Consider the following 25312-nt stretch of genomic DNA (forward strand, 5'->3'; position numbering starts at 1 on the left):
TGGTCCAGCGAAGTCAAAAGACTGGACATGCAGGAAACGTCCCCATGCCACAGCGAAACGATACGGCTATCTGGTCAGGCTTGTTCAGAATTTCGGCGGAATCAGGTCAGACGCTCCAGGCCCAGATCCGACAGGCGATCGTCGCCGCCATTCTCGACCGCCAGATCGCGGCGTCGATGCCGCTGCCGTCCTGCCGCATCCTTGCCGAAAAGCTCGGCGTCGCGCGTGGCACGGTGGTGCTGGCGTTTCAGCAGCTTGTCGACCAGGGGTTCCTCGTCGCGCGCGAGCGCCGTGGCCACTTCGTCAATCCCGAAGTTCTGGCGACACCGGCCAAGCCGCAGCAGAAGAGCCCCGATCAGGCCAATGAAATCGATTGGAAGGCGCGCCGCCAGATCGCTGCCTCCGACATGCAGCCGCCGGCCAAGCTCGATAACTGGATCAAGTCGTCCTATCCCTTCGTCTATGGCCAGTTCGACCCGACGCTGTTTCCGACCGCCGAATGGCGTGAGTGCAACCGCATGGCGCTGGCCGTGCTCGAGATTCGCAACTGGGCGGCCGACATGGTCGACCGCGACGATCCGCTGCTGATCGAGCAGATCCAGGCGCGTCTGCTGCCGCGTCGCGGCATCTTCGCCAATCCGGATGAGATCATCGTCACGCTCGGCGCCCAGAACGCGCTCTACATGTTGGCCACGCTCTTGATGAGCAAGGGCTCCAAGGTGGCGATGGAAGACCCGGGTTACCCCGACGCGCGCTCGATCTTCCGCCTCGCCGGGGCCGACATCGAGCCCGTGCCGGTCGACCATTCGGGCATCGTCACCTCGGCGGTCCCGTCGGATGCCGGCTTTGTCTTCGTCACGCCGAGCCACCAGTGCCCGACAATGGTGCCGCTGAGTGCCGAGCGCCGGCAGGACCTGCTGGCGCGCGCGGCGCGCAACAACCAGATCATCATCGAGGATGGCTATGACAGCCAACTGCTCGACGAAGCGCCGCAGCAGGCCTTGAAGAGCCTCGATCGCTCGGGCCGCGTCGTTTATGTCGGCTCGATGTCGAAGACGCTCGCGCCAGGCCTGCGCCTTGGCTACATCGTCGCTTCGGCCGACCTCATCGCCGAACTGCGCGCATTGCGCCGCTTCATGCTGCGCCACCCGCCGGCCAACAATCAGCGCGCCGTCGCGCTGTTCCTGTCGCTCGGCCATCACGAGGCGCTGGTGCGCCGCCTCTCCACCGCCTTCGGCGAGAGGCGCAAGCGATTGGTCCAGGCGATCTCGGCTTTTCTGCCAGAATGGCAGTCGACCGACTCGGCCGGCGGCACGTCTTTGTGGTTGGAAGGCCCCCGCGGCACCGACTCGCGCGGTCTTGCGGCAGCGGCAGCGGCGCGCTCGGTCATCATCGAGCCGGGTGAGCGTTTCTTCGAGCATTCCGACAAGCCGACACGCTTCATGCGGCTGGGCATCTCCTCGATCGCGCTCCAGCACATCGAGCCTGGAATCCGCGAACTGGCAACCGCTGCCGGCCGTCGGCCCGCCGCTGCGTGATCCCTCAGCAACGCTGCCCGCCTCCTGGCGCGTGGCGTTGCACCACTTTTTCCAGCTTCCGATCCCTGCCTGATTTCGGCTCCGATTTCAGGCCTATCGCCCATGCCGGCCGCCGCTTCGTGCCGCCGCGCATATATGAGCGCTCTGGCATATCCGGCGCAATCTGCTGGCCCATAGTCTGGGCCAATGGACGTTGCATAGTCGCGCAAAGGGAACGAGGCGACACGACGGTGGCATAATCACTGCGGGCCAGCCTCACACGAATTCGGAGGACCTGCATGTCAGTTGCCGTCGAAAGCCATGACCTGTCTGCGGAACAACGCTCACGAAGGTCCGGTGGCAGGGAGGCGCGACGGGCGATGCGCGCCGCTCCGCTGGCCGACGACATCCGCCCCGTGCGGGCCGGTCTCGAAGGCGGCACGTTCAAGGCATTGGGCCAGAACGATCTCGAACGCATCCACGAGGCGGTACTGACCCTGCTCGAAACCGTCGGCTTCGCCAACGCCATCCCGAGCTGCATCGAGGCGCTGAAGCGGGTCGGCGCCAGCTACGGCGACGACGGCCGCATCCGCTTCCCCAGGGAATTGGTGCTGTCGACCATCAGGAACGCCGCCCGCAACTTCACACTCTGCGGCCAGGACCCGAGGCACGACATGGTGATTCAGGGCAGGCGGGTCCACTACGGCACCGCAGGTGCCGCTGTTCACCTCGTCGACGTCGAGAAGCGCGAATACCGCGAAAGCCTGCTGCAGGACATCTACGACGCCGCCCGCATCGTCGACGGGCTCGACAACATTCACTTCTTCCAGCGTCCGATGGTGCCGCGCGACATCCCAGACCCGCTGGAGATGGACTTCAACACGCTTTATGCCTGTGTCTCGGGCACCTCCAAACATGTCGGCACCAGCTTCACCGTGCGCGAGAACGTGGCGCCTGCCTTGCAGATGCTCTACGAGATATCAGGCGGCGAGGAAAATTTCCGCGCCCGCCCCTTTGTCTCCAACTCCAATTGCTTCGTCGTGCCGCCGATGAAATTCGCCGAGGATGCCTGCGGCGTGCTCGAAGCCTGCGTCGAGGGCGGCATTCCGATCCTGCTGCTCTCCGCCGGCCAGGCCGGCGCCACCGCACCTGCAGCCATCGCCGGCGCCGTCGTCCAGGCGGTCGCCGAAGTGCTGGCCGGCCTCGTCTATGTCAACGCGCTGAAACCCGGCCACCCCGCCATCTTCGGCACCTGGCCCTTCGTCTCCGACCTGCGCACCGGCGCCATGTCCGGCGGCTCGGCCGAGCAGGCGCTGCTGACTTCAGCCTGCGCCCAGATGGCCCAGTTCTATGACCTGCCCGGTGGCTCGGCCGCCGGCATGGCCGACTCCAAGCTGCCCGACATCCAGTCCGGCTACGAAAAGGGCATCACCAATGTCATGGCCGGGCTGTCCGGGCTCAATCTGGTCTATGAATCCGCCGGCATGCATGCCTCGTTGCTCGGCTTTTGCCTGGAAAGCCTGATCATCGACAACGACATGCTGGGCCAATGCTTGCGCTGCGTGCGCGGCATCGAGGTCTCCGATGAGGCACTCTCCATCGCCACCATCTCCGAAGTCTGCCTCAACGGCCCCGGCCATTATCTCGGCAACGAGCAGACGCTCCGGCTAATGCAGACCGAATATTTCTATCCCGCCGTGGCCGACCGCTTCTCGCCCAAGGAATGGAACGAAAAGGGCAAGCCGGATCTGCTGGGCAAGGCGATCGCGGAGAAGAGACGCATCCTTGCCGAGCGTTTTCCGCGACATATCCCGCGCACCCTCGACGACAGGCTGCGCGCCCAGTTCGGCGAACTGATCAAGTTGCCGCGCTCGGGCATGGGCGGGTAACGCCAGAAACTCCTGGCGGTGTTTCAACAGACCTGCTGTGCGGCCTAGGCTGCGCGTGAAGACTCGGCCACTCGCGCGGCAAGTGCCTTCGCATGAGCCACAATGTCGAAGCCGGGCGCGTTGGCCACATCCATTCCGAGCGGGACACCCGCGTCGAGAATACGCCGCGCCGCGACATGGACGCGGTTGGCGTTGATCGTCTCGACGGCAGCCAACTGCTGGTCGCGGAAGCATAGCGTGGCATGACCGTCATTGACTGCCAGTGTTTGCACCACATCGTCAGGCTGCCTCACTCCCACCATTTTCAGCTTGAGCTCGCCGATATCGCTCCAGAACCAGGGCGTCTCCGGTGTCAGATCGGGCTTGCCGCAGAACTGGGCCGCGATGCGGCGTGCCTGGAAGGTGGCATTGGCCACGCTCTCCAGCCGGGCGCCGCCACGCAGCCGCGCACAGTCGCCAATGGCCGAGATGTTGGCAGCCGATGTCGCCAACGCTTCGTCGACCAAAATGCCGTCGTCGACGTCGAGCCCGGCATGGTCGGCGAGCTCGATACTGGGCACGGCGCCGATGCCGATGACAACAAGCTCCGTCGCGCACAACCTGCCGTCGCCCAGCCGAACGCCGGTCACGCGATGCCTGCTGCCTTCGAAACCGGCAACATCGGCGCCGACGATGGTCTCGATGCCCATCTCCCGCAGCGCCGTCGCTAACACCTTGGCCGTCCCCTCGGACACCGAGCGGCTCAGAGGCAGCGGACGCGACGCGGCGATGGTCACCTTCACGCCGCGCCTCGCCAGTACGGCGGCCACCTCGAGGCCGAGATAACCCGCACCAACGACGAAGGCCCTCGTGCCGATGACGACAGACGAGGCCAGCCGGTAGGCGTCGCCGAGATCGCGGATCGAGACGATGCCGTTCAGCTCCTCGCCGGGAACCGCAAGCCGGCGGTTGCGCGCGCCGGTAGCGAGGATCAACTGGTCATAGGCAAGCTGTTTGCCGCTCCCCAGCGTCAAGCGCTGTCTCCTAGCGTCAATTTCTTCCACCGCCGTACCGCGCCGCAGCCTGATGTCCTGCGTCGCGTAGAACGCCGCCGGCCTGAGCGCGATCGCCTCGTCGGTCAGCCCCTCGGCAAAGCGCTTCGACAGCGGCGGGCGATGATAGGGCAGGGTGCTTTCTGCACTGACCAGCTCGATGTCCCCGTCAAAACCCTCGTCGCGCAGCGAGGCAGCCGCCTGCACGCCGGCGTGACCGGCACCGACAATGCGCTCCATCAGGCGGCTCCCGGGATCGCCACGCTCAGGCCATTCAGTTCGGGCGCGAGCCTGATTTGGCACGCAAGGCGGCTCTGTTCGGTCACGTCCTCGGCCAGCGAAAGCATGTCGGTCTCGTCGTCGGCCGGCGCCGGCAGCCTGCCTGTCCAGTCCAGAGCGACATGGACGTGGCAGGTGCCGCATGAGCAGCCGCCGCCGCATTCGGCGACGATGCCCTTGATGCCGGCGCCGAGGATGGCGTTCAGCAGCGTGCTGCCGGGATCGGCGCTCAGGATGCGCCTGTTGCCGTCGGCTTCGGTGAAGTTGATTTCGATCATGTCACACCCTCAGTAGAGCGTCCGCTGGTCGCCCACGCGGATCCATTCGATCATCTCGTCCTTGTCGAGCCCGGCGATCTGGTCGGCCAGAACGGCGCCCAGCGGCGGAAAATCCTCGCGCCTGGCAAAGGTCGCCGGGTTCCAGACCTTGGAGCGGATGACCGCCTTGGCGCAGTGGAACAGCGCCTCGCCGATCCGGATGCGGATGGCGACCGGTGGCGTCTTGCCCTGGAAGGCAAGCTGCTCCAGCTCCGGCCCGACGACGAGGTCGGCCTCGCCATTGATGCGCAGGATCTCGCCCAGCCCCGGCACCAGGAACAGGCAGCCGACGCGCGGGTTGTCGAGGATGTTCTCCATCGTATCGAGCCGGTTGTTGCCGGGCCGGTCTGGGATCAGGATCGTTTGCCTGTCGATCGCCTTGACGAAGCCGGCGGGGTCGCCGCGCGGCGACACGTCGGCGCCGTTGTGACCTTGGGTCGCGATCAACAGGAACGGCGACAGGGACAGGAAATGCAGGCAATGCTGGTCGAGCCGATCGAGCACCTTCTGAACCACCAGGTTGCCGGGCGGCGGAAACATCTCCCTCAGCTTCACGCGGTCGATCGACTGCATCGACTGATCTCCCTTGCTTGCGGCCCATCTCCATGGCGGGCCTGTTTGATCCGCCGCGAGGCTAGCGGAAGCTGGTTTGGAGTCAATAAAGAAATTTCGTTGTTTTACTTTTATATGCTAGCGAGACTGGAATCGAGGGTGGAAACATGGCCAACGGCAATTCGGCGACGCTGACCCGGCGCTACAACCGCACAGTCGTGCTCGACGCGCTACGCCGCCACGGCAGCCTGTCGCGCATCGAGCTGGCGCGGCTTTCAGGCCTCACGCCGCAAGGCATCCGCAACATCATCGAGGATTTGATCGACACCGGGCTGGTGCGCGAGACCGGCCGCCGGCGCGGCCAGCGCGGCCAGCCGCAGATCGACATCGAGATCAGCCCAGGCGCCGGCTATTGCCTCGGCCTGCATGTCGCGGCGGGCGCCTGCCACGCCATCGCCACCGACCTCGCCGGCAACGTCCTGGCGCGGCCGGAGGCGCGCGCCTTAGGCGGCGATCACGGCCAGCAACTGGACGCATTGGGGGCGATCGCGCGCGAGGTGGCTTCCGCGGCCGACGGGCTGTCTCGGCTCGGCACAGGTGTCGTGGTCTCGCGTCCGCTTGCCAGCCGCTGGTCGGCGACGGGCGGGCTCGCCGCCGCACAGGCGGACTTCGCCAAGCCCTTCGAGGCCCTGTTTGCGTCGACCCCGCTGGTGTTCGAGAATGACGCCAATGCCGCCGCCATGGCCGAGTACACGCATGGCCGGGCCAAGGGGCGCGGCGACTTCCTCTATCTTTTCCTCGGTGAGGGCGTGGGTGGCGCGATCGTGCAGGGCGGGGTGCCGGTGCATGGCGGACGCGGAAATGCCGGCGAGTTCGGCCACATGCTCATCGACCCCAAGGGACCGAAGTGCCACTGCGGCAATCGCGGTTGCCTGCATGGCTCTCTGGCGCTCGATGGCCTCAGGCGGCTGTTGCCGGCAGGTGCTCCGCTCGCGCCGGAGACCGTTCCGCAATCCTGGCTGGATGGCGCAGCATCGGCACTGTCTCGAGCGCTCGTCAGCCTCGAGAACATCTTCGATCCCCAGGCGATCGTGCTCGGCGGCACTGCACCTGCCTGGCTGTTGCATAGGCTGGTAGAAAAAATGGGTGATCCCGGCCCGTCGGTTCGTTCGGATATGGCAGAGGCACGAGTCGAGGTCAGCGGTCTCGGCCAGAGCTGCGCCCTGATCGGCGCCGCGGCCCTGCCGCTGCTCGCGCTGACCAGCCCGGACCCGGCGACCTTGATGAAGGAACCTTTGGTCGAGCAGGCTGCCGATTAGTCGGACGACAACCCGAAGCGTTCGACGACGTCGGGATTGATCAGCTTGGCATGCAGCGCCAGCAGGATGATCTGGGCGTCGATACTGTCCTCGGCATCGAGCGCGATCTCGATGCGCTGTTCCGCCCGCACGGCCATGTCGCCGCCATTGGCGCCGGCAAAGGCGTCGGCGCCAGCAATGCAGTAGCCGAACAACTGGGCGATGGGCGGATAGGCTGAAGAAGGCGGCTCTTCGGGCCAATGGTCCTTCATCAGGTTGACGATGGTGAGCTTCACCCCCTCCGGCACCAGCGCCGGATGCAGGTCGACCGCGCGCAACGCAGCATCAAGTTCGCGCAGGTCGCTGGAGCGGCCGAACAGGCCGAGGAAACCGAGGGATGAGCGTCGTCTGGCCATGGCTTGCGTCCGTTGCGTCGGTTTCCAGTTAGGCGAGGCGAGGGGCAAATTCAAACATCCTCGGACGTTCATCGGCAGAATTTCCCGGCGGCGGTGGAATAGTCACCGATGTCTCCCGTTCCTCCCCGGCAATCAGCAAGATTGTCGAACAGGAGATGACAGATGAAAAAGACCCTCGCCATTCTTGGTGCCCTGATCTTCGCCGCACCGCTGGCGCAGACGCCTGCACATGCCGACGACGACATCAGCCGCTTCTTCAAGACGGTCATTGCCGGCGGCAAGAAATCCGACGGCAAGAGCTGGTCGAACAGCTCGTCGAACGCATCGAGCAATTCGAGTTCCAACCGTTAGTCGAACTCGTCCAACAACTCGAGCTCCAACAGCTCGTCCAATTCCTCCAGCAATTCGAGTTCGAACTCCTCGTCCAATTCCAGCTCCAATTCGTCGTCGAACTCGAGCTCCAACAGCTCGTCGAACTCGTCGTCCGACGACGATTGACCCCGACGGAAACGCAGAAAAAGGGCCGGTGGTTCGCCACCGGCCCCTTTTTGTGTGCATTGAAAACATGCGCCTCAGCGCTGGCTGCGGGCGAAGCGGCGATACCAGCCGTCGGTGGAGATGGTGTTGCGGAAGACGCGGCTGCGGTCCTTCTTTTCGTCTTCCCTCTCGGCCCGAATGTCTGCTGAAAGCTCCAGCGCCTTGCGCTCGAAAGGGATGACCTGCGCGATCGGCGCGCCCTTCTCGATGATGTGCAGCCCGTCCGCGCCGGTGGCGAAGAACGGGAAGTGGATCTCGGCCGCATAGCTGTCGCTGTCGACGACGCCCGAGATGATCTCGAAGATGCCATTGGGGCGGTTCAGCGGCTGCACGAACAGGCAGCTCCAGCCCGGTGGGGTACGGATGCTCCAGTAGTTATGGAACTTGCACGGCGGCAGCGGCGCGCGCGGATTGCCGGCCACCTGATGGGCACCATGATTGCTGACCAGAGTGCGGTCGAAGTCCCAGGCGGTATCGACCTTCTTGCCGCCGTCCGAAATTTCCATGCGCACGGTTGCCGCCAGCCGGATGATCCAGCCGGCCGTCATGGCGTCGAGAAACGGCATGCATCGTTTGACCGTCAGCCCGCTGTCGCCGGTTGACAGCTTCTCGGGATCGACCGCCGGCAGCTTGCGAAACCAGTCGGGCATGAAGGTCTTGGCCGACACCGGCGGCGGGATCACGCCGTCGTCTTCGGGGCGGCAGAGAAAGCGTATCGCGCGCGTCTTGGGCGTCAGGAACATTCTTGCATCTCCTTGATGATGGCAGGGAGAACGGGCGGGCAGGGCGTCTATTCCATGGCGTGGTCATGCAACCCTTCCGGCCGCTATTTTCGGCCTCGCTTGACAGCGTGGCTTTCCGGTTGTACTTAACAGATAAGTTAATTAATAAGTCTGCTAAATAGATGACCGAAGATCACCTCGACGCCACATTCGCCAGCCTCGCCGACCCGACCCGGCGGGCCATCCTTGCCCGGCTTGCGCAGGGCGAGGCGACCGTCAACGAGCTGGCCGAGCCGTTCGAGATGAGCCTGCCGGCGATCTCGCGCCACCTGAAGGTGCTGGAGCGCGCCGGTCTGATCAGCCGCGGCCGCGAGGCGCAGTGGCGCCCGTGCCGGCTGGAGGCCGGGCCGCTCAAGGACATCGCCAACTGGGTCGAGCGCTACCGCCGCTTCTGGGATCAGAGCTTCGACCGCATGGCTGACTATCTCAAGGAACTGCAGACGCCCAGGGGAGACCAGGATGACCGCAAGAACTGACACCGTCGCCGCCCAGTCGCTCGTCCTCGAATTTTCACGTGTCTTCGATGCGCCGCCGGCGCTCGTCTTCCGCATGTGGTCGAGCCCCGAGCATCTCTGCCGCTGGTGGGGGCCGAAGGGCTTTACGTCGAGCTGCGAGACGCACGAGTTCCGTAACGGCGGCAGCTACCATCTGCTCATTCATGGCCACGTCGAGGATGGCATGACCGGCACCTTCCGCGAGGTCGTCGAGAACGAGAGGATCGTCTTCACCTTTGCCTGGGACCACGACCCCGACTGGCAAACGCTGGTGACGGTGACGTTGAAGCCTGAAGGAGACCGCACGCGGCTGACCTTCCGCCAGGAGCCGTTCCTCGACGTCGAAACGCGCGACTCGCATCTGGGCGGCTGGGGCGAATGCCTCGATCGCCTGGCCGACGCGCTTGCCGGCCGACCCGTGCTGTGAAGCTTCGCGCCGGCTGAAGCCGCCGGCGCGCCGACTGCCCGATTGAAACCGCTGTCCCCGATGATCGTTGTCGATCATCGGAACGAACAGCCATGCGAGGAGAAACGAAGATGCTGAAATCCTATCGCGGCAGTTGCCATTGCGGGGCCGTGCATTTCGAATGCCAGCTCGATCTGGCACCCGAAGGCCAACGCTCGACGCCTGAGCTCGACGGCGTCTGGTGGACGTCGAGCTTCCGCTGCAACTGCTCCTGGTGCGCCAAGACCCGTTTCTGGAAGAATTTTGCCCGGCCTGCCGGCTTCCGCGTCACAGCGGGTGCCGACATGCTGACCGAGTACCGCTTCAACTCGTCAGCCATCCGCCACACTTTCTGCAGCCGCTGCGGCGTCCATCCCTTTGCGTCGGCCAGCTTCGACATCATGGGTGGCGATTTCTTTGCGGTGAACATCGCCTGTCTCGACGACATCTCGGCCGACGAATTGGCTGTGGTGCCAATCACCTATGAGGACGGCAGGAACGACGCCTGGGACCGGCCGCCTGTGGTGACCGCCTACCTCTAGCAAGACCTGAAAGCTTGAAGCCGTGCAAGACGGCCGCCATCCGGTGGCCGAATGGAAACCTGTGTCCAAACGATGGAGACTGACATGCAGCATGAAATCGTATCGCGAGACGAGTGGGTTGCGGCGCGCCGGACGCTGCTCGCCAAGGAAAAGGCAATGACCAGGGCGCGCGACGCGCTGAGCGCCGAGCGGCGCGAACTGCCCTGGGTCAGGATCGACAAGCAATATTATTTCGACGGCCCCGGAGGACAGCTGTCGCTGTCCGACCTGTTCGACGGGCGCAGCCAGCTGTTCATCAAGCACTTCATGATGGCGCCGGGCCAGCAGCACCATTGCGTCGGCTGCTCGTTCGAGATGGACAATGTTGACAGCGTGCTCGTCCACCTCGAAAACCACGACGTCAGCTACGTTGCGGTCACCCGTGCGCCGCTGGCCGAAGCCGAGGCGCTGAAGGCGCGCATGGGCTGGAAGGCGCGCTTCGTCTCGTCCTTCCGCAGCGACTTCAACTACGACTTCAACGTCTCCTACACGCCCGAGCAATTGGCGGCGAAGCAGGCCGTCTACAACTTCGCGCCACTCGATTTCCCTATCGAGGATCTCTCCGGCGACAGCGTCTTCTACAAGGACGACGACGGCCAGATCTATCTGACCTATTCGACCTTCGGCCGCGGCGCGGAGCAGTTTCTCGGCATCTATGGTTTTCTCGACGTGATGCCCAAGGGCCGTGCCGAGAACGGTCCGTTCCACCTGCTCGCCGACTGGGTCAGGCCGCACGACATGTATGGCAAGGGCGGCATGGTCGAGATGACGGGCCGCTACCACCCGGCCGATTGCGGCTGCGGCAAGCACGGTTGAGCGGGTGATGTGCTGCGCCCTGACAGCATTGCTCTTCGCCGTGATGGCAGCCTGGCGCCGCTTGTGGAGAGCGGCGTCCGGTTGGCATCACGGCGTGCGCTGGGGTGCAGTTGTTGGCACGGCCTTGGCCGTAGGTATCGGCACAGCTGCCGCCGCGCAGCATCTCGGTCATTACGTCGCGCGCGCCGAGATCAACCAGCGCAGCATTCTCGCCGAGATGCTGGCGCAGCCGATCTGCTCCGGCGAAGCCGCAAATGTGGCGGGCGAGCAAACGGCGATCAGCCTCGACTGACTGCGTCTCGGGCTGACCGTGCCCGAGGCGTGATTGTGCCTAGGCAATGATGCTGCCGGGGGTACCTAGTGATTGTCGCGCGGCAGGCCTTTGGTCTGGGCGACACGCTGGTATTTGACAGCCGGCTTCAGCACCATGCCTTGCGCCAGCTGGTCGACCATGCCGCGCTGGATTTCCTGCCATGGCGTCTGGTGCGCCGGGAAGTGATAGCCGCCATCGTTCTGCAGCTCGGCGCGGCGGCGGGCGATCTCGTCGTCGCTCACCAGGATGTCGGCGGTGCCCTTCCTCAGGTCGATGCGCACCCGGTCGCCCGATTTCAGCAGCGCCAGCCCGCCGCCGACGGCGGCTTCCGGAGAGGCGTTGAGGATCGAGGGCGATCCCGATGTGCCCGACTGACGGCCATCGCCGATGCAGGGCAGCGAGTGGATGCCACGCTTGAGCAGATAGGCTGGCGGCTGCATGTTCACCACCTCGGCGCCGCCGGGATAGCCGACAGGCCCAGCACCTCGCATGAACAGCACCGTATGCTCGTCGATGTTCTCGGCGGGGTCGTCGATGCGGGCGTGATAGTCCTCCGGTCCGTCGAACACCTTTGCCGTGCCTTCGAAGGCTTCCGGGTCTTTGGGGTTTGACAGATAGCGGTCACGGAACTCTGGCGAGATCACGCTGGTCTTCATGATCGCGCTGTCGAACAGATTGCCCCTGAGGTTGATGAAGCCGGCGTCCTTCTTCAACGGGTCGGCGACCGACCTGATGACCTTGGGGTCCATGTTCTCGGTGGCGCCGCAGTTCTCGCCCATCGACTTGCCGTTGGCGGTGATCGCGTCGGGGTGCGGCAGCAGGCCGGCCTTCATCAGTTCGGCGACGACCGCCGGCACGCCGCCGGCGTGGTGATAGTCCTCGCCGAGATATTCGCCGGCCGGCTGCAAGTTGACCAGCAGCGGCACATGGTGGCCGACCCTCTGCCAGTCGTCATTGTCGAGCGGCACGTCGAGATGACGGGCAATGGCATTGAGGTGGATCGGCGCATTGGTCGAGCCGCCGATCGCCGAATTGATGACGATGGCGTTTTCGAAGGCTTCGCGGGTCATGATGTCGGACGGCTTCAGATCCTCGCGTACCATGTCGACGATGCGCTTGCCGGTCTCGTAGGAGATCTGGCCGCGCTCGCGATAGGGCGCGGGGATCGCAGCCGCTCCGGGCAACTGCATGCCGAGCGCCTCGGCCAGGCTGTTCATCGTCGTCGCCGTGCCCATGGTGTTGCAATAGCCGACCGACGGCGCCGACGAGGCGACGATGTCCATGAACTGGTTGTAGTCGATCTCGCCCGACGACAGGCGCTCGCGCGACTTCCACACGATGGTGCCCGAGCCGGTGCGTTCGCCCTTGTGCCAGCCATTGAGCATGGGACCGACCGACAACGCGATCGCCGGGATGTTGACGGTGGCCGCTGCCATCAAAAGCGCGGGGGCAGTCTTGTCGCAGCCGATGGTCAACACCACGCCGTCGAGCGGATAGCCATAGAGCACTTCGACGAGGCTGAGATAGGCGAGGTTGCGGTCGAGCGAGGCGGTTGGGCGCTTGCCGGTTTCCTGGATCGGGTGGCAGGGAAACTCGAACGGCACGCCGCCGGCGGCAACGATGCCGTCGCGCACGCGCTTGGCCAACTCGATGTGGTGGCGGTTGCACGGCGACAGGTCAGAGCCGGTCTGGGCGATGCCGATCAGCGGCTTGCCCGACTGCAGCTCCTCGCGCGTCAGGCCGAAATTCAGGTAGCGCTCGAGATAGAGCGCGGTCATGCCGGGATTGTCGGGATTGTCGAACCACTCCTGCGAACGGAGCTTCTTCGTCGTCTTTGTGCCGGCCATCAATTCCTCCCGAAATCCGGACTTGCATCGTTATGGCAAGGACCAAAGCGCTGCAAGAGCGACGAAGGGCGCAACGTGCGGGATGCCGTTGGGCGATGCCCTGGTGCAACTTTCACCGGCCTCTGATCCGGCCGGCGAGGCTTTTCTCGTGACGCTCCAATGATAAGAATGCGCCGCCGGCGCGTCGGTCGGAAAGCCGAAACCGGCTTCGCAAAGATGCGCGACTTCAACAAGCAAAGCGAGCAATGCCTTGATCGACGACCGTCTTTACATCGACCCCGAGCTTGTCCAGTTCTACGACCTCGAGAACGAAGGCGGCGACGATGTCGACTTCATCATGGGCTTCGTCGGCGACGCCAAGAGCGTGCTCGACCTCGGCTGCGGCACCGGCGCGCTGACGGCAATGCTGGCCGACGGCAGGGCGGTCACCGGTGCCGATCCGGCGCCGGCCATGCTCGATGTCGCCCGCAAGCGCTGCGGCGGCGATCGCGTCGAATGGGTCGAGGGCGATGCCCGGTCGCTGCGCCTCGGCAAAAGCTTCGACCTGGTTATCCTGACCGGCCACGCCTTCCAGGTGTTCCTGACCGCCGATGACCAGCGCGCTGTGCTCGACACCATCGCTGCCCACCTGGCATCGGACGGCCGCTTCATCTTCGACAGCCGCAATCCGCTGGCCCGGGAGTGGCAGGAGTGGGGACCCGACGACTCGAGGCGCACCGTTGCGCATCCCACTTTCGGCGCCGTCGAGGCCTGGAACGACGCCGTCCAGGACGCGGTAACGGGCATTGTCACCTACGACACCTTCTATCGCGTGCCGGCCGGCGGGCGGCAGTTCCATGCCCAGTCGCGCATCGCCTTTCCGGCGCAGCAGGCGCTCGCCGAGATGATAGCCGCGGCAGGGCTTGTCGTCGACCGATGGCTCGGCAGCTGGCAGGGCGCGCCCTACGCGCCCGACACGGGCGAGATCATCCCGATCGGCCGCAAGGCCTGATCCCGATCGGCCACGGGGTCTGACAAAAACTGCGGCGATGGACAATCGCCGGGCGCTGCGTTACGCCTCGATCGGATCGGCATTCGGGAGGATAACGCATGGCCCTGGTGATCGAAGGCGAGGAAAAGATCGCCGCCCCCATCGAGGTGGTGTGGAAGGCGCTCAACGATCCCAATGTGCTCAAGGAGAGCATTCCCGGCTGCGAGAGCCTGGAGATGACCTCGCCGACCGAGATGGCCGCCAAGGTGGTGCTCAAGATCGGTCCGATCAAGGCGACCTTTTCCGGCGAGGTGACGCTGAAGAACCTCAAGCCGCCGCACTCCTACACCATCGAAGGCGAGGGCAAGGGCGGCATCGCCGGCTTCGCCAAGGGCGGCGCCGACGTGACGCTGACCGAGGATGGGCCCGGTTCGACGATCCTCAAATACGAGGCCAAGGCCGATGTCGGCGGCAAGATCGCCCAGCTCGGCAGCCGCCTGATCACCTCGACTTCGAAGAAGCTGGCCGGCCAGTTCTTCTCGACCTTTGGTGAGAAGGTTGGGGGGGCGTAAGGCGCAATTTTCCTTCTCCCCTTGGCGACTGTCCACGGGGGAGTGGTGACAGTGGCGCTGGCGGTCGTTCTTTACGAGGCCAACCTTTGGCGTCGCGATCCTTCGCACCCCCCTCTGGCCTGCCGGCCATCTCCCCCACAAGGAGGGAGATTAGTCGCGTCGCCGGCGGCGCCTATCCCGCACTGTCATGCTTGCGACGTTGGCGATTGGGCGCGGGGTAGATGCAGGCCTGATCTCCCCCCTTTTGGGGGAGATGCCCGGCAGGGCAGAGGGGGGTGGGAAGGAATGAGACCGAGGCGGTCTGCGGGAGTTCCGCTTGGCGGCTCCGGTTCAGAAAAAACCGGAAAAGCGTGGAAAAGCTCTCCACGTCTCGCACCCTACCCACCCACCAGCTTCACGTCGCCGCTGCCGGCACCGCCTCGCGAAACCTCAGGCCAAGCACCAGCGGCACGCTGAGGGCGTAGAGGGCGATGACGGAGAGCCAGATCGCGCCGGGCCATTGGGCGCGGACGACAAAGTAGAAGCTGGAGAAGGCGAGCGGGGCTGCGATCGAGGCGAGGCTGAGCGCCGAGGCGAGCACGCCCTGGAACTGGCCTTGCTGGCTCTCGTCGACCTGCCGGGTGGCGAGCGACTGAAGGGCGGGCACGCCGATGCCGCCGAGGGCGAAGAGCGGCATGATGGCAAAGATCATCCAGCTCGCGGTGGCGAATGCCATGACGACCAGTGCAGTGCAGGCGCAGGCGATGCCGACGAGGATGGCGGTGCGCTCGCCGAGCAGCCTGACTGCGGGACCGGGTAGAAAAGCCTGGGCAAGCGCCTGGCAGACGCCGAAGCTGCCCAGCGACAGGCCGATCCACAGCCCGTTCCACTGAAAGGCATCGCTGCCCCACAGCGCCCAGGAGGTGCCGTAGGCCTCGCCGGTGGCGCTGAAGATGAGGAAGACGGAAATGACGGGCAAAAGGTGCTTCATCGAAAACAGCCAGCGCAGCGGCCTAAGCGGATTGAGCGCGGCGAGGTCGATCTTCGCCCGGCTGGGTTCTCGCGCTTCCGGCAGGGCGAAAAATGCCAGCAGGAGGTTGCAGGCGTTGAGCACCGCTGCCGCGATGAAGGGCAGGCGCAGCCAGTGGTCGCCGAGCACGCCACCCAGCACCGGCCCGATGATGAAGCCAATGCCGAACATGGCGTTGAACAGGCCAAAGCGGCGGGCACGTTTATGCTCGGCGGAGATGTCGGTGATGTAGGCAGTTGCCACCGACAAGTTGGCGCTGGTCAGCCCGGCAATGGCGCGGCCGAGCAGCAGCATCCAGAGGCTGGGGGGCAATGGCCAGGAACAGGTAGTTGACGACGGCTCCGGCGAGCGAGATCAAGAGCACCGGGCGCCGGCCGAGCCGGTCGCTCAGCGAACCGAGGACTGGAGCGAAGACGAACTGCATCGCGGCATAGAGAGCCGTCATGACGCCGATACAGGCGGCGACATTGTCGGCATGGGTGACGTCGCGCAAAAGCGCAGGCAGGATCGGAAAGACTAGCCCGATGCCGATGGCGTCGAGGACTATGGCAACGAAGATAACGATGAGCGGCTTGCTCATTGCGGACTCCAATCGATGCAAGCGTGCAGCGGTGCCTGGCGCCGATGGGGTGCTTGCGATGGGCCTGATCGATGTCAGGCGGGATGATTTTCGGGAGACGCTGGCGACCCACGCCCGAAACGGCATGGGTGCTTATGCTTGACCGCCTGGACGACTATTCGTCCACCTGTTTACTCCGCCACTGGGCGGATCAAGGGAAGCGGTCGCTTTTCGCGACGGGTTCCCTTTACGTTACGTGACGGCGCCGGGCAAGGGTGTCCTTTGCGACGTGCCTCGCTGGCCCTCATGTCGCCGAGTCCGATTGACCTAAGAATATATGAAACGTATATGATGCGTATATTCATTGCAGGAGACATTCATGGGCATCGTAAAGATCGACGAGGAGCTGCATGAGGAAGTCAGGCGGGCGAGCACGGTGATGTGCCGGTCGATCAATGCCCAGGCCGAGTTCTGGATGAAGGTCGGCATGCTGGCGGAGGCCAATCCGACGCTGTCGTTCAACGAGATCGTCAGGATGCAGTTTGCGGCAGCACAAGTGCATATCAGGGACCTGGCGGTCGCCTGACATGGTCAAGACATCGGACGAGCTGGCGCTGATGCGGGTCGCGGGCAGGATGCTGGCGTCGGTGTTCGAGATGCTGGACGGGCAGGAACTGGCCGGCATGTCGACCTTGCAGGTCAATGATCTTGTCGAGCGCTTCATCACCGTCGACCTCGCCGCGCGCCCGGCGAGCAAGGGGCAGTATGGCTTCAAGCATGTGCTGAACTGTTCGATCAACCATGTCGTCTGCCACGGTGTGCCCGACGGCCACGAGATCATCCGCGACGGCGACATCGTCAATTTCGACATCACGCTGGAAAAGGGCGGCTACATCGCCGATTCGAGCAAGACCTATCTCGTCGGCAATGCCGCGCCGGCGGCGACGCGGCTGGTGCGGGTGGCGCAGGAGGCGATGTGGAAAGGCATCAGGCAGGTCCGGCCCGGAGCGCATCTCGGCGACATCGGTTTCGCCATCGAGCGACATGCCAAGAGGAACGGCTATTCGGTGGTTCGGGAATATTGCGGCCACGGCATCGGCCGCGAGATGCACGAGGAGCCGCAGGTGCTGAATTTCGGACGCCCGGGAACCGGCCTGGAACTGCGCGAGGGCATGGTCTTCACCATCGAGCCGATGGTCAACCAGGGCACCCGCAGGGTTGTAACCGAGAGCGACGGCTGGACCGTGGTGACGGGTGACCGCAAGCTTTCGGCCCAGTTCGAGCATACGGTCGCGGTAACCGCGACCGGCGTCGAGGTGCTGACGTTGCGCCGCGACGAGGCGCGGATGTTGCAAGGGCGGGCTTAACGCGCACCTGCCAACGATGCCGAGCCTGAGGTGAGCGAAATGACTTTCATTTGACTTCTATGTTCCGCTCCGGATGCTTTGCCCAGGCGGCACACTGCATATCCTGACCGGGATAGTCCCAGACATCAGCCATCGCTACACCTTCGATCAGACTGTAGGCGTCCAGGAATCTCGTGCGGTCCTTTGCCAGGCAAGCGAATTTGGCATACGCGTTGTGATTCCACTGATCCGGATATCGGCTCAATAAGTCTTGGAAGCCCTGAGCGACCTCGGACCAGTTGGCGACTAACTTTTCTCTGTCAAAGACAGCTCGACCATAGCTTGAGGCATACCAATATCCGCGAGCCTTGAATGAGTCTCCATCAAGCTCTCTGGTGTAGTCGGTCGCGCGTGCGACGACCGCGTTCATTTTCTCCGCGCTGCCGCCCCACTGCGGAAGATTCCGGTCAATGGCTAAGAAGTACGTTTGATAATAATACGGTTCGTGCTCGGCAGCCTCTGTGACAAGGCGGTCGAACGCCTCATCGGGCCAACCCTCTTCCTTTGCGACCGCGACCATAAGCGTAAACCAATGAGGGTCCTTGGACACCTCCTCTTTGATCGCCAGCAGGTGATCGCGTCGCTTTCGAAGAGATGTGATGTAACCCAATCGTTGTTGATCAGTTAACTTGTTGTAGTAGTCATCTCCGCGCAGGAACCAAGCGCGCTGGGAAAGTGCCAATGCGTAAGCTATTTTTGCCGCTGGCGAATTTGGTCGAGCCTTTATCCAAGCCAACGTCTGAGCCTCAAAGCGGTCGAGTGAGGCCGCACTGAAGTTAGGATCGAGTAGCGCATAGTTGAAGCCAGAGTAAAATATGGTCAACTTCCAGACGCCACTTTCCGTTCGCTCGCGGCTCATGCGAAATTGATCGGCCATAGTGTCGAGTTCGTCAAAACGCCCATTTGTGAACGCCGACGCGACGGCATGTTGGATGATTTGGCGCTGAGCAACCTCATTCATTCCGGCATTCGTTGGTCCAACAATTGCTAGAACGAAAGGCAGTACCAAAATTATTAGTCGCATTGGGCACTCCGCTTTGGTCATGAAAACTCGACATCGCATTTTCAGATGGAGATGACCTTAGCGAGAATAGTAAATTTGTACTTTTTCCGGAATGCAGAGACGTCAGAAGTGTTTTGAAAATAATATGGCCAGTAAGCTATATTTGAGGTTCAATTTTTGATTTGTCAGAATCCGAGAGTGTTCTTGCGAAGTCCAAAAGGTTCGTAATGCGAAAACGGCCACCGTGTTCCCACGATGGCCGTTGTCGTTCGGATCGAGCGGAGCCTCAGCCCCTGAGTTCTCTCCGTAGGATCTTGCCGACATTGGTCTTCGGCAGTTCAGTGCGGAACTCGATGTATTTGGGCCGCTTGTAGCCGGTCAGGTTTTCGCGGCAGTAGGCGATCAGCGTCTCGACGGTGAGGTCGGGATCCTTGCGCACGACGAACAGCTTCGGCACTTCGCCCGAATGCTCGTCCGGCACGCCGACGGCGGCGACCTCGAGCACGCCGGGATGCTGGGCGACGACGTCCTCGAGCTCATTGGGATAGACGTTGAAGCCCGAGACCAGGATCATGTCCTTCTTGCGGTCGACGATCTTGGTGAAGCCGCGCTCGTCCATGAAGCCCATGTCACCCGACTTGAAGAAGCCGTCCGAGGTCATCACCTTGGCGGTCTCGTCGGGGCGGTTCCAGTAGCCGGCCATGACTTGCGGGCCCCTGATGCAGATCTCGCCGACCTCGCCGAGCGGCATGTCGTTGTCATTCTCGTCGCGGATGGCGATGTCGGTCGAGGGCAGGGGCAGGCCGATGGTGCCGGTGAAGTCGGGCGACGAGCACTTGTTGGCGGTCGCCACCGGCGAGGTTTCCGACAGGCCATAACCTTCGGTGATGTGGTTGCCGGTCGCCTTCTTCCAGCGCTCGGCCACCGGCCGCTGAACCGCCATGCCGCCGCCGAGCGACAGGATCAGGCCCGAGAAGTCGAGCTTGCGGAAGTCCTCGTTGTTGGTCAGCGCGTTGAACAGCGTGTTGAGTCCGGGGAAGATGTTGAACTGGAACTTGCCCAGTTCCTTGACGAAGCCGGGAATGTCGCGCGGGTTGGGGATCAGCACGTTGAGCGCGCCCTGCTGCATGCCCATCAGCGCGTTCACGGTGAGTGCGAAGATATGATAGAGCGGCAGCGCACAGACGAAGGTCAGGTGCGGCGGCTTCGGACGCACCGTGTAGGCGTCCTCCACCCACAGCGCCAACTGGGCGACGTTGGCGAGCACGTTGGAGTGGATCAGCATCGCGCCCTTTGAGACGCCGGTGGTGCCGCCGGTATATTGCAGGAAGGCGATGTCGGAGGCAGCGACAGTGGCCGGCTTGAAGCTGAGGCTTGCACCTTCCTTGAGCGCCGCCATGAACTTGACATGGCCGGGCAGCGACCAGGCCGGCACCAGCTTCTTGACCTTGCGCACGACGAGATTGACCAGCAGGCCCTTGAGGCCGAGCATCTCGCCCATCGAGGCCACGACGACATGCTTGACCTCGGTCTTGGCGATGACGGCCTGCAGCGTGGTGGCGAAGTTTTCGAGGATGATGATGGCCTGGGCGCCGGAATCCTTGAGCTGGTGCTGGAGTTCGCGCGGTGTGTAGAGCGGGTTGACGTTCACCACAGTGTAGCCGGCGCGCAGGACAGCCATCATGGCGACCGGGTACTGCAGCACGTTCGGCATCATGATGGCGACGCGGGCGCCCTTTGCGAGGCCCTTCGACTGAAGCCATGCGCCGAACGCCGTCGACATGCGCTCGAGCTCGCCATAGCTCAGCGATTTGCCCATGCACGAAAACGCCGGGCGGCCGGCATATTGGCGGCAGGCTTCGGTCAACAGATCGCCGATCGAGCTGTATGTGAGCGGCGGCATCTCGGCCGGAACGTTGGCCGGGTAGCTCTTCAGCCACGGCTTGTCGCCGGACCTCGCTGCTGCCTTGGCAGGTGCCGCAGGCTTGGCTGCTGGCGTCGGCTTCGCGGTGGGGGCTGCTGCAGCCTTGGCGGCAGGTTTTGCCGCTGCTGACTTTGCAGCAGGCTTCGCCTCGGCAACAGGCCTGGGCGTTTCAGCAACTTTTGCCGGTGCGGCGACCGCAGGCGCCGATGCCGCGATCTTCGATGCGGCAGGTTTGGCGGCGCTTTTCGCCTTGGCCGGAGCGGCCTTTGCAGCCGCTTTCGGCGCTGTGGCTTTTGGCTTGGCTTCGGTCTTGGTTGCGGGCTTCGTGGCCGCAGGCTTTGATGCCGCTGGCTTTGCTGCAACAGGCTTTGGCGCTGCCGCCTTTGGCTTGGCCGCTACGGCTTCGGTCTTCGCGGTTACTGGCTTGGATGCGGCTGGCTTCGCTTCGGATTTCTGAGCCGGCTTGGCGGCCGGCTTGCTCACTGGGGCCACGGACTTCGGCGCTGCGGCCGCCTTTGCCGGCTTTGGAGCCGCTGCCTTGGCAGGTGCCGGCTTGGCGGCGGTCGCCTTGGCTGCGGGTTTGGTTTCGGGCTTGGTCGTATCGGCTGGCTTGGCCGCCGCCATGGTGGTTGCGGACTTCGCCGTGCTCGCCTTGCCGGTAGATTTGGCCAATGCATCCTCCCTTGTTGTTCTTGTTTCCGGCGGCAACGATCCGCCGGCTTTCGCCCTCGTCCACGTCGCAGCGCCGCAAGAACAGTGCCGCGTCGGGGCATGTTGTAGTTGTTTGTATTGCCACCTGACGTTAACGGCAAGTATCACCCAACGTCACCTCGCAGAACGAATTTTAGGTTTCGCAGTTATATCGGCCCGGTCCAGCAACAGCGCCGCAATTGCCATCGGCCGCGATGACAAAACCTGTCGCCGTCGAATCTAACGCGAAGTGCAAATGGCTGGCCAGCCAATGGAAATTGCGAATTTTCGACTATTTCGAAGTCATCTGTGGGTAAAATATTCTGCTTACCAAAGGGCAGGTAGGCGGGGAGTTCCAAAGCTGGATAAACGGTGCTTATATGCGCGCCTGCGAGCCTGACGGGTAGGGCTTGGGAAAAATCATAGGGAGTGTTCAATGTTGAAAAAAACGACCTTTGCGGCCGCGTTGCTGGCTGCAACCGTCCTCAGCGGTGCGGCGAGCGCTAAGACGTTCGTCTACTGCTCGGAAGGTTCGCCGGAAGGCTTCGATCCGGGCCTTTATACCGCCGGTACGACCTTCGACGCCGCTGCGCACACCGTCTATAATCGCCTGCTTGAGTTCAAGAAGGGCACCACCGAGACCGAGCCGGGCCTGGCCGAGAGCTACACGGTTTCCGACGACGGCCTCGAGTACACCTTCAAGCTGCGTCCGGGGGTCAAGTACCAGACGACCGAGTTCTTCACGCCGACCCGCGACTTCAACGCCGACGACGTCGTGTTCTCGTTCGACCGTCAGCTGAAGGCCGACAATCCCTGGAACAAGTACGTGACCGGCGCTTCGTGGGAATACGCTGCCGGCATGGGCTTCCCGGAAGTGATCAAGTCGGTCGAGAAGGTCGACGACCTGACCGTCAAGATCACCCTGACCCGCAAGGAGGCTCCGTTCCTCGCCAACGTCGCGATGCCGTTCGCATCGATCGTGTCGAAGGAATATGCCGACAAGCTGCAGGCTGACGGCAAGATGAATCAGATGAACCAGATGCCGCTCGGCACTGGCCCGTTCGCCTTCGTCGCCTACCAGCAGGACGCCATCATCCGCTACAAGGCCAACCCGGATTACTGGGGCGGCAAGCAGAAGATCGACGACCTGGTCTTTGCGATCACCCCTGACGCATCGGTTCGCTATCAGAAGCTGAAGGCCGGCGAATGCCACCTGATGCCGTTCCCGAACGCTGCCGACGTGGCTGCGATGAAGGCCGATACGAACCTGAAGGTCGTGGAACAGGAAGGCCTGAACGTCGCCTACCTCGCCTACAACACCACCCAGGCTCCGTTCGACAAGCCGGAAGTCCGCAAGGCGCTCAACCAGGCCATCAACAAGCAGGCCATCGTCGACGCCGTGTTCCAGGGTGCTGCAACGCCGGCAACCAATCCGATCCCGCCGACGATGTGGTCGTATAACAAGGCCGTCGAAGACGACAAGTATGATCCGGAAGCATCGAAGAAGGGCCTTGAAGCCGCTGGCGTCAAGGACCTCAAGATGAAGGTCTGGGCGATGCCGGTTTCGCGTCCCTACATGCTCAACGCCCGCCGCGCGGCGGAGCTGATCCAGTCCGATTTCGCCAAGGTTGGCGTGACGGTCGAGATCGTCTCCTACGAGTGGGCCGAGTACCTCGACAAGTCGAAGGCCAAGGATCGTGACGGCGCCGTCATGCTCGGCTGGACCGGCGACAATGGCGATCCGGACAACTTCCTTGACACCCTGCTCGGTTGCGACGCTGTCGGCGGCAACAACCGCGCCCAGTGGTGCAACAAGGAGTTCGACGATCTGGTGACGAAGGCCAAGGAAACCTCGGATATCGCCGAGCGCACAAAGCTCTATGAGCAGGCGCAGGTCGTGTTCAAGAAGGACGCTCCTTGGGCAACCATCGACCACTCGCTGTCGATCGTTCCGATGCGCAAGGGCGTCGAAGGCTTCGTCCAGAGTCCGCTCGGCGACTTCGCTTTCGACGGTGTTGACATCACGGAGTAAGGTTGCCTAAACAGGCCAGCCTTGGGTTGGGGCGCTTGGATCACAAGCGCCCCAATGCACTTTTTGTGCTACCCTTACCTTTTCTCGGAACATTCACTTAAAGGTTCGACATGCTCCGGTTCCTGTTGGGACGGCTCGCCGTCCTGATCCCGACATTCATCGGGGTCTCCATCATCGCATTCTCATTCATCCGACTTCTGCCCGGCGATCCTGTCGCCCTGCTTTCCGGCGAACGCGTCATGTCGCCGGAGCGCCACGCGGAAATCTCCGCTGAGCTCGGCTTCGACCGGCCCATCGTCATCCAGTATCTCGATTATCTCTGGGGTGTTGTGCGCGGCGATTTCGGCACCTCGATCGTCACCAAGAAGCCTGTTGTCGACCAGTTCTTCGAACTGTTCCCGGCGACCGTCGAGCTTTCGCTCTGCGCGATCGTCTTCGCCATCGTTCTCGGCGTGCCCGCGGGCATCGTCGCTGCGATCAAGCGCGGCTCCTTCGCCGACCAGGCGATGATGGGCACCGCCCTTGTCGGCTTCTCGATGCCGATCTTCTGGTGGGGCCTGCTGCTGATCATGCTTGTTTCGGGCATGCTCGGCTGGACGCCCGTCTCCGGTCGCATCTCGCTGATGTTCTATTTCCCGCCCGTCACCGGCTTCATGCTGATCGACTCGCTGCTTTCAGGCCAGGCAGGCGCCTTCAAGTCGGCCGTCAGCCACCTGATCCTGCCGACCATCGTGCTGGGCACCATTCCGCTCGCCGTCATTGCGCGCCAGACGCGCTCCGCGATGCTGGAGGTGCTGTCCGAGGACTATGTGCGGACCGCGCGCGCCAAGGGCCTGTCGACCTTCCGTGTCGTCGGCGTCCATGCGCTCCGCAACGCCATGATCCCGGTCGTCACGACAGTCGGCCTGCAGGTCGGCGTGATGCTCGCCGGCGCGATCCTGACCGAGACGATCTTCTCCTGGCCGGGCATCGGCAAGTGGATGGTCGATTCCGTGTCGCGGCGCGACTACGCCGTCATCCAGGGTGGCCTGCTCATGATCGCTGCCGTGATCATGCTGGTGAACCTTGCGGTCGACCTGATGTACGGCCTCATCAACCCGCGTATCCGGCACTAGGAGGGCACGATGTCTCAAGCTGCTGCAACCAGTGCTGTCTCGACCGATCCGTCCCGCCGGGCGCGACTGGCCGAGTTCTGGTACTACTTCTCCGAAAACCGCGGTGCCGTCATCGGCCTCGTGTTCTTCATCTTCCTCGTGCTCTTGGCGATCTTCGCACCGCTGATCGCGCCGCATGATCCGACCCAGCAATATCGCGACGCGGTTCTGGTTCCGCCGGTCTGGCAGGAGGGCGGCCGCGCCGACTTTCTGCTCGGCACCGATGCCGTCGGCCGCGACATGCTTTCGCGCCTGGTCTACGGCACCCAGTTCTCGCTCTTCGTCGGCGTCATCGTGACGGCGCTGTCGCTGGTCGTCGGCGTCGTCTTCGGCGTCATCGCGGGCTATTTCCGTGGCTGGGTCGATACCGCCATCATGCGCGTGATGGACATCATCCTGGCCTTCCCGTCGCTGCTGCTGGCACTCGTGCTGGTGGCGATCCTCGGGCCGGGCCTGGTCAACGCGATGATCGCCATCTCGCTCGTCTACCAGCCGCATTTCGTGCGCCTGGCACGCGCGGCGGTGATGAGCGAAAAGACCCGCGACTACGTCGTCGCCGCCAAGGTGGCCGGTGCCGGCCATACCCGCCTGATGTTCAAGACCATCCTGCCGAACTGCATGGCACCGCTGATCGTCCAGGCGACGCTGTCGTTTTCTTCAGCCATTCTCGACGCCGCCGCACTCGGCTTTCTCGGCATGGGCGCGCAGCCGCCGACCCCGGAATGGGGCACGATGCTGGCCGAGGCTCGCGAGTTCATCCAGAGCAAGTGGTGGGTGGTGACGCTTCCGGGCGTGGCGATCCTGATCACCGTGCTGGCGATCAACCTGATGGGCGATGGCCTGCGCGACGCACTCGACCCCAAGCTGAAGAGGTCCTGA

The 25312-nt window shown here is 63.5% G+C and carries 25 protein-coding genes and 1 pseudogene; 16 read left to right on the forward strand and 10 right to left on the reverse strand.

From position 1 onward, the window contains the following. The first annotated feature begins 44 nt into the window (after positions 1 to 44). Together pdxR and HNQ95_RS25065 are read left to right on the forward strand one after the other, a co-directional pair. Positions 45 to 1538, forward strand: coding sequence for a MocR-like pyridoxine biosynthesis transcription factor PdxR (gene pdxR / locus HNQ95_RS25060; RefSeq protein WP_067965532.1), 1494 nt, complete (start codon positions 45 to 47; stop codon positions 1536 to 1538). Between the two features lie 278 nt (positions 1539 to 1816). Continuing rightward, positions 1817 to 3406 (forward strand): trimethylamine methyltransferase family protein, encoded by a 1590-nt coding sequence (locus HNQ95_RS25065; RefSeq protein ID WP_067965530.1) that lies wholly within the window; start codon positions 1817 to 1819, stop codon positions 3404 to 3406. Between the two features lie 44 nt (positions 3407 to 3450). On the opposite strand, the gene HNQ95_RS25070 is transcribed toward HNQ95_RS25065, so the two are convergent. The 3 genes from HNQ95_RS25070 to HNQ95_RS25080 are packed head-to-tail and all read right to left on the reverse strand — an operon-like array spanning position 3451 to position 5606. Beyond that, positions 3451 to 4677 (reverse strand): NAD(P)/FAD-dependent oxidoreductase, encoded by a 1227-nt coding sequence (locus tag HNQ95_RS25070; RefSeq protein ID WP_182575543.1) that lies wholly within the window; start codon positions 4675 to 4677, stop codon positions 3451 to 3453. Further along, positions 4677 to 4994 (reverse strand): 2Fe-2S iron-sulfur cluster-binding protein, encoded by a 318-nt coding sequence (locus tag HNQ95_RS25075; RefSeq protein ID WP_182575544.1) that lies wholly within the window; start codon positions 4992 to 4994, stop codon positions 4677 to 4679. Before HNQ95_RS25075 ends, HNQ95_RS25070 begins: the two co-directional genes overlap by 1 nt. Before the next feature lie 9 nt (positions 4995 to 5003). Further along, a complete protein-coding gene (locus HNQ95_RS25080) occupies positions 5004 to 5606 on the reverse strand; it encodes an MSMEG_1061 family FMN-dependent PPOX-type flavoprotein (RefSeq protein ID WP_182575545.1) in 603 nt (200 codons plus the stop codon). A 146-nt stretch (positions 5607 to 5752) separates the two neighbouring features. On the opposite strand from HNQ95_RS25080, the gene HNQ95_RS25085 reads away from it, so the two are divergent. Then, positions 5753 to 6904 (forward strand): ROK family transcriptional regulator, encoded by a 1152-nt coding sequence (locus HNQ95_RS25085; protein ID WP_067965522.1) that lies wholly within the window; start codon positions 5753 to 5755, stop codon positions 6902 to 6904. Here the strand turns inward: HNQ95_RS25085 and HNQ95_RS25090 are convergent. Then, positions 6901 to 7299 carry a hypothetical protein gene (locus tag HNQ95_RS25090; RefSeq protein ID WP_182575546.1) on the reverse strand — a complete coding sequence of 133 codons (399 nt, stop codon included), beginning with the start codon at positions 7297 to 7299 and terminating at the stop codon, positions 6901 to 6903. The genes HNQ95_RS25085 and HNQ95_RS25090 overlap by 4 nt on opposite strands. A gap of 162 nt (positions 7300 to 7461) precedes the next feature. On the opposite strand from HNQ95_RS25090, the gene HNQ95_RS25095 reads away from it, so the two are divergent. Next, positions 7462 to 7650, forward strand: coding sequence for a hypothetical protein (locus HNQ95_RS25095; protein ID WP_182575547.1), 189 nt, complete (start codon positions 7462 to 7464; stop codon positions 7648 to 7650). Positions 7651 to 7871: 221 nt separating this feature from the next. Here the strand turns inward: HNQ95_RS25095 and HNQ95_RS25100 are convergent, their stop codons facing one another. Continuing rightward, entirely contained in the window at positions 7872 to 8579 is a 708-nt protein-coding gene (locus tag HNQ95_RS25100; protein WP_182575548.1) for a DUF6065 family protein, read from the reverse strand. Positions 8580 to 8740: 161 nt separating this feature from the next. On the opposite strand from HNQ95_RS25100, the gene HNQ95_RS25105 reads away from it, so the two are divergent. The 5 genes from HNQ95_RS25105 (at position 8741) to HNQ95_RS25125 (ending at position 11246) form a co-directional block, all read left to right on the forward strand. Next, positions 8741 to 9094: an ArsR/SmtB family transcription factor gene (locus tag HNQ95_RS25105; RefSeq protein ID WP_067965514.1), complete on the forward strand. Its 354-nt coding sequence runs from the start codon at positions 8741 to 8743 to the stop codon at positions 9092 to 9094. Continuing rightward, the gene (locus HNQ95_RS25110) at positions 9078 to 9539 is read left to right on the forward strand and encodes an SRPBCC family protein (protein WP_067965512.1); all 462 of its coding nucleotides are present in this window, start codon (positions 9078 to 9080) and stop codon (positions 9537 to 9539) included. Before HNQ95_RS25105 ends, HNQ95_RS25110 begins: the two co-directional genes overlap by 17 nt. 110 nt (positions 9540 to 9649) lie before the next feature. After that, positions 9650 to 10099, forward strand: coding sequence for a GFA family protein (locus HNQ95_RS25115; RefSeq protein ID WP_182575549.1), 450 nt, complete (start codon positions 9650 to 9652; stop codon positions 10097 to 10099). 84 nt (positions 10100 to 10183) lie between these two features. Beyond that, on the forward strand, positions 10184 to 10954 hold the full coding sequence (locus HNQ95_RS25120; RefSeq protein ID WP_246340967.1) for a DUF899 domain-containing protein: 771 nt from the start codon (positions 10184 to 10186) through the stop codon (positions 10952 to 10954). 124 nt (positions 10955 to 11078) lie between these two features. Beyond that, entirely contained in the window at positions 11079 to 11246 is a 168-nt protein-coding gene (locus HNQ95_RS25125) for a hypothetical protein (protein WP_182575551.1), read from the forward strand. A gap of 65 nt (positions 11247 to 11311) precedes the next feature. Here the strand turns inward: HNQ95_RS25125 and HNQ95_RS25130 are convergent, their stop codons facing one another. Further along, complete coding sequence (locus HNQ95_RS25130; protein WP_154386901.1) at positions 11312 to 13114, reverse strand: IlvD/Edd family dehydratase; 1803 nt, start codon at positions 13112 to 13114, stop codon at positions 11312 to 11314. A 253-nt stretch (positions 13115 to 13367) separates the two neighbouring features. Here HNQ95_RS25130 and HNQ95_RS25135 point away from each other — a divergent pair, with 253 nt between their 5' ends. Together HNQ95_RS25135 and HNQ95_RS25140 are read left to right on the forward strand one after the other, a co-directional pair. Beyond that, the gene (locus tag HNQ95_RS25135; RefSeq protein ID WP_182575565.1) at positions 13368 to 14105 is read left to right on the forward strand and encodes a class I SAM-dependent methyltransferase; all 738 of its coding nucleotides are present in this window, start codon (positions 13368 to 13370) and stop codon (positions 14103 to 14105) included. 98 nt (positions 14106 to 14203) lie between these two features. Further along, positions 14204 to 14656 (forward strand): SRPBCC family protein, encoded by a 453-nt coding sequence (locus HNQ95_RS25140; protein WP_154386903.1) that lies wholly within the window; start codon positions 14204 to 14206, stop codon positions 14654 to 14656. A gap of 394 nt (positions 14657 to 15050) precedes the next feature. Here the strand turns inward: HNQ95_RS25140 and HNQ95_RS25145 are convergent. After that, a pseudogene (locus tag HNQ95_RS25145) lies at positions 15051 to 16245 on the reverse strand (TCR/Tet family MFS transporter). A gap of 358 nt (positions 16246 to 16603) precedes the next feature. Here HNQ95_RS25145 and HNQ95_RS25155 point away from each other — a divergent pair. Continuing rightward, positions 16604 to 16810 carry a ParD-like family protein gene (locus HNQ95_RS25155; RefSeq protein ID WP_067965500.1) on the forward strand — a complete coding sequence of 69 codons (207 nt, stop codon included), beginning with the start codon at positions 16604 to 16606 and terminating at the stop codon, positions 16808 to 16810. Between the two features lies 1 nt (position 16811). Beyond that, positions 16812 to 17591 carry a type I methionyl aminopeptidase gene (map, locus tag HNQ95_RS25160; RefSeq protein WP_067965498.1) on the forward strand — a complete coding sequence of 260 codons (780 nt, stop codon included), beginning with the start codon at positions 16812 to 16814 and terminating at the stop codon, positions 17589 to 17591. A gap of 46 nt (positions 17592 to 17637) precedes the next feature. On the opposite strand, the gene HNQ95_RS25165 is transcribed toward map, so the two are convergent. From HNQ95_RS25165 to HNQ95_RS34115, 3 genes are all read right to left on the reverse strand, one after another. Beyond that, entirely contained in the window at positions 17638 to 18591 is a 954-nt protein-coding gene (locus tag HNQ95_RS25165) for a DUF4034 domain-containing protein (protein WP_067965496.1), read from the reverse strand. A 328-nt stretch (positions 18592 to 18919) separates the two neighbouring features. After that, positions 18920 to 20569 (reverse strand): long-chain fatty acid--CoA ligase, encoded by a 1650-nt coding sequence (locus tag HNQ95_RS25170; RefSeq protein WP_263008117.1) that lies wholly within the window; start codon positions 20567 to 20569, stop codon positions 18920 to 18922. Between the two features lie 157 nt (positions 20570 to 20726). Beyond that, entirely contained in the window at positions 20727 to 21293 is a 567-nt protein-coding gene (locus tag HNQ95_RS34115) for a hypothetical protein (RefSeq protein ID WP_246719272.1), read from the reverse strand. 390 nt (positions 21294 to 21683) lie between these two features. On the opposite strand from HNQ95_RS34115, the gene HNQ95_RS25175 reads away from it, so the two are divergent. The 3 genes from HNQ95_RS25175 to HNQ95_RS25185 all read left to right on the forward strand — a co-directional run bounded on the left by HNQ95_RS25175 (position 21684) and on the right by HNQ95_RS25185 (position 25312). After that, complete coding sequence (locus HNQ95_RS25175; RefSeq protein ID WP_067965492.1) at positions 21684 to 23279, forward strand: ABC transporter substrate-binding protein; 1596 nt, start codon at positions 21684 to 21686, stop codon at positions 23277 to 23279. 110 nt (positions 23280 to 23389) lie between these two features. Then, positions 23390 to 24394, forward strand: coding sequence for an ABC transporter permease subunit (locus tag HNQ95_RS25180; protein WP_067965490.1), 1005 nt, complete (start codon positions 23390 to 23392; stop codon positions 24392 to 24394). A 9-nt stretch (positions 24395 to 24403) separates the two neighbouring features. Next, positions 24404 to 25312, forward strand: a complete 909-nt coding sequence (locus HNQ95_RS25185) for an ABC transporter permease subunit (RefSeq protein WP_067965488.1) — start codon at positions 24404 to 24406, stop codon at positions 25310 to 25312.

This window comes from Aminobacter ciceronei, from assembly GCF_014138625.1.
GTDB classification, from domain to species: Bacteria; Pseudomonadota; Alphaproteobacteria; order Rhizobiales; family Rhizobiaceae; genus Aminobacter; species Aminobacter ciceronei.

Bases quoted from the DNA above. Each gene is read 5' to 3' on its own strand.
- HNQ95_RS25080 (WP_182575545.1), bottom strand. From the start codon at position 5,606: ATGCAGTCGATCGACCGCGTGAAGCTGAGGGAGATGTTTCCGCCGCCC.
- HNQ95_RS25180 (WP_067965490.1), top strand. From the start codon at position 23,390: ATGCTCCGGTTCCTGTTGGGACGGCTCGCCGTCCTGATCCCGACATTC.
- HNQ95_RS25175 (WP_067965492.1), top strand. From the start codon at position 21,684: ATGTTGAAAAAAACGACCTTTGCGGCCGCGTTGCTGGCTGCAACCGTC.
- HNQ95_RS25085 (WP_067965522.1), top strand. From the start codon at position 5,753: ATGGCCAACGGCAATTCGGCGACGCTGACCCGGCGCTACAACCGCACA.
- pdxR (WP_067965532.1), top strand. From the start codon at position 45: ATGCCACAGCGAAACGATACGGCTATCTGGTCAGGCTTGTTCAGAATT.
- HNQ95_RS25075 (WP_182575544.1), bottom strand. From the start codon at position 4,994: ATGATCGAAATCAACTTCACCGAAGCCGACGGCAACAGGCGCATCCTG.
- HNQ95_RS25185 (WP_067965488.1), top strand. From the start codon at position 24,404: ATGTCTCAAGCTGCTGCAACCAGTGCTGTCTCGACCGATCCGTCCCGC.
- HNQ95_RS25065 (WP_067965530.1), top strand. From the start codon at position 1,817: ATGTCAGTTGCCGTCGAAAGCCATGACCTGTCTGCGGAACAACGCTCA.
- HNQ95_RS25110 (WP_067965512.1), top strand. From the start codon at position 9,078: ATGACCGCAAGAACTGACACCGTCGCCGCCCAGTCGCTCGTCCTCGAA.
- HNQ95_RS25105 (WP_067965514.1), top strand. From the start codon at position 8,741: ATGACCGAAGATCACCTCGACGCCACATTCGCCAGCCTCGCCGACCCG.
- HNQ95_RS25095 (WP_182575547.1), top strand. From the start codon at position 7,462: ATGAAAAAGACCCTCGCCATTCTTGGTGCCCTGATCTTCGCCGCACCG.
- HNQ95_RS25140 (WP_154386903.1), top strand. From the start codon at position 14,204: ATGGCCCTGGTGATCGAAGGCGAGGAAAAGATCGCCGCCCCCATCGAG.
- HNQ95_RS25165 (WP_067965496.1), bottom strand. From the start codon at position 18,591: ATGAATGAGGTTGCTCAGCGCCAAATCATCCAACATGCCGTCGCGTCG.
- HNQ95_RS25115 (WP_182575549.1), top strand. From the start codon at position 9,650: ATGCTGAAATCCTATCGCGGCAGTTGCCATTGCGGGGCCGTGCATTTC.
- HNQ95_RS25130 (WP_154386901.1), bottom strand. From the start codon at position 13,114: ATGGCCGGCACAAAGACGACGAAGAAGCTCCGTTCGCAGGAGTGGTTC.
- map (WP_067965498.1), top strand. From the start codon at position 16,812: ATGGTCAAGACATCGGACGAGCTGGCGCTGATGCGGGTCGCGGGCAGG.
- HNQ95_RS25155 (WP_067965500.1), top strand. From the start codon at position 16,604: ATGGGCATCGTAAAGATCGACGAGGAGCTGCATGAGGAAGTCAGGCGG.
- HNQ95_RS25070 (WP_182575543.1), bottom strand. From the start codon at position 4,677: ATGGAGCGCATTGTCGGTGCCGGTCACGCCGGCGTGCAGGCGGCTGCC.
- HNQ95_RS25100 (WP_182575548.1), bottom strand. From the start codon at position 8,579: ATGTTCCTGACGCCCAAGACGCGCGCGATACGCTTTCTCTGCCGCCCC.
- HNQ95_RS25090 (WP_182575546.1), bottom strand. From the start codon at position 7,299: ATGGCCAGACGACGCTCATCCCTCGGTTTCCTCGGCCTGTTCGGCCGC.
- HNQ95_RS25120 (WP_246340967.1), top strand. From the start codon at position 10,184: ATGCAGCATGAAATCGTATCGCGAGACGAGTGGGTTGCGGCGCGCCGG.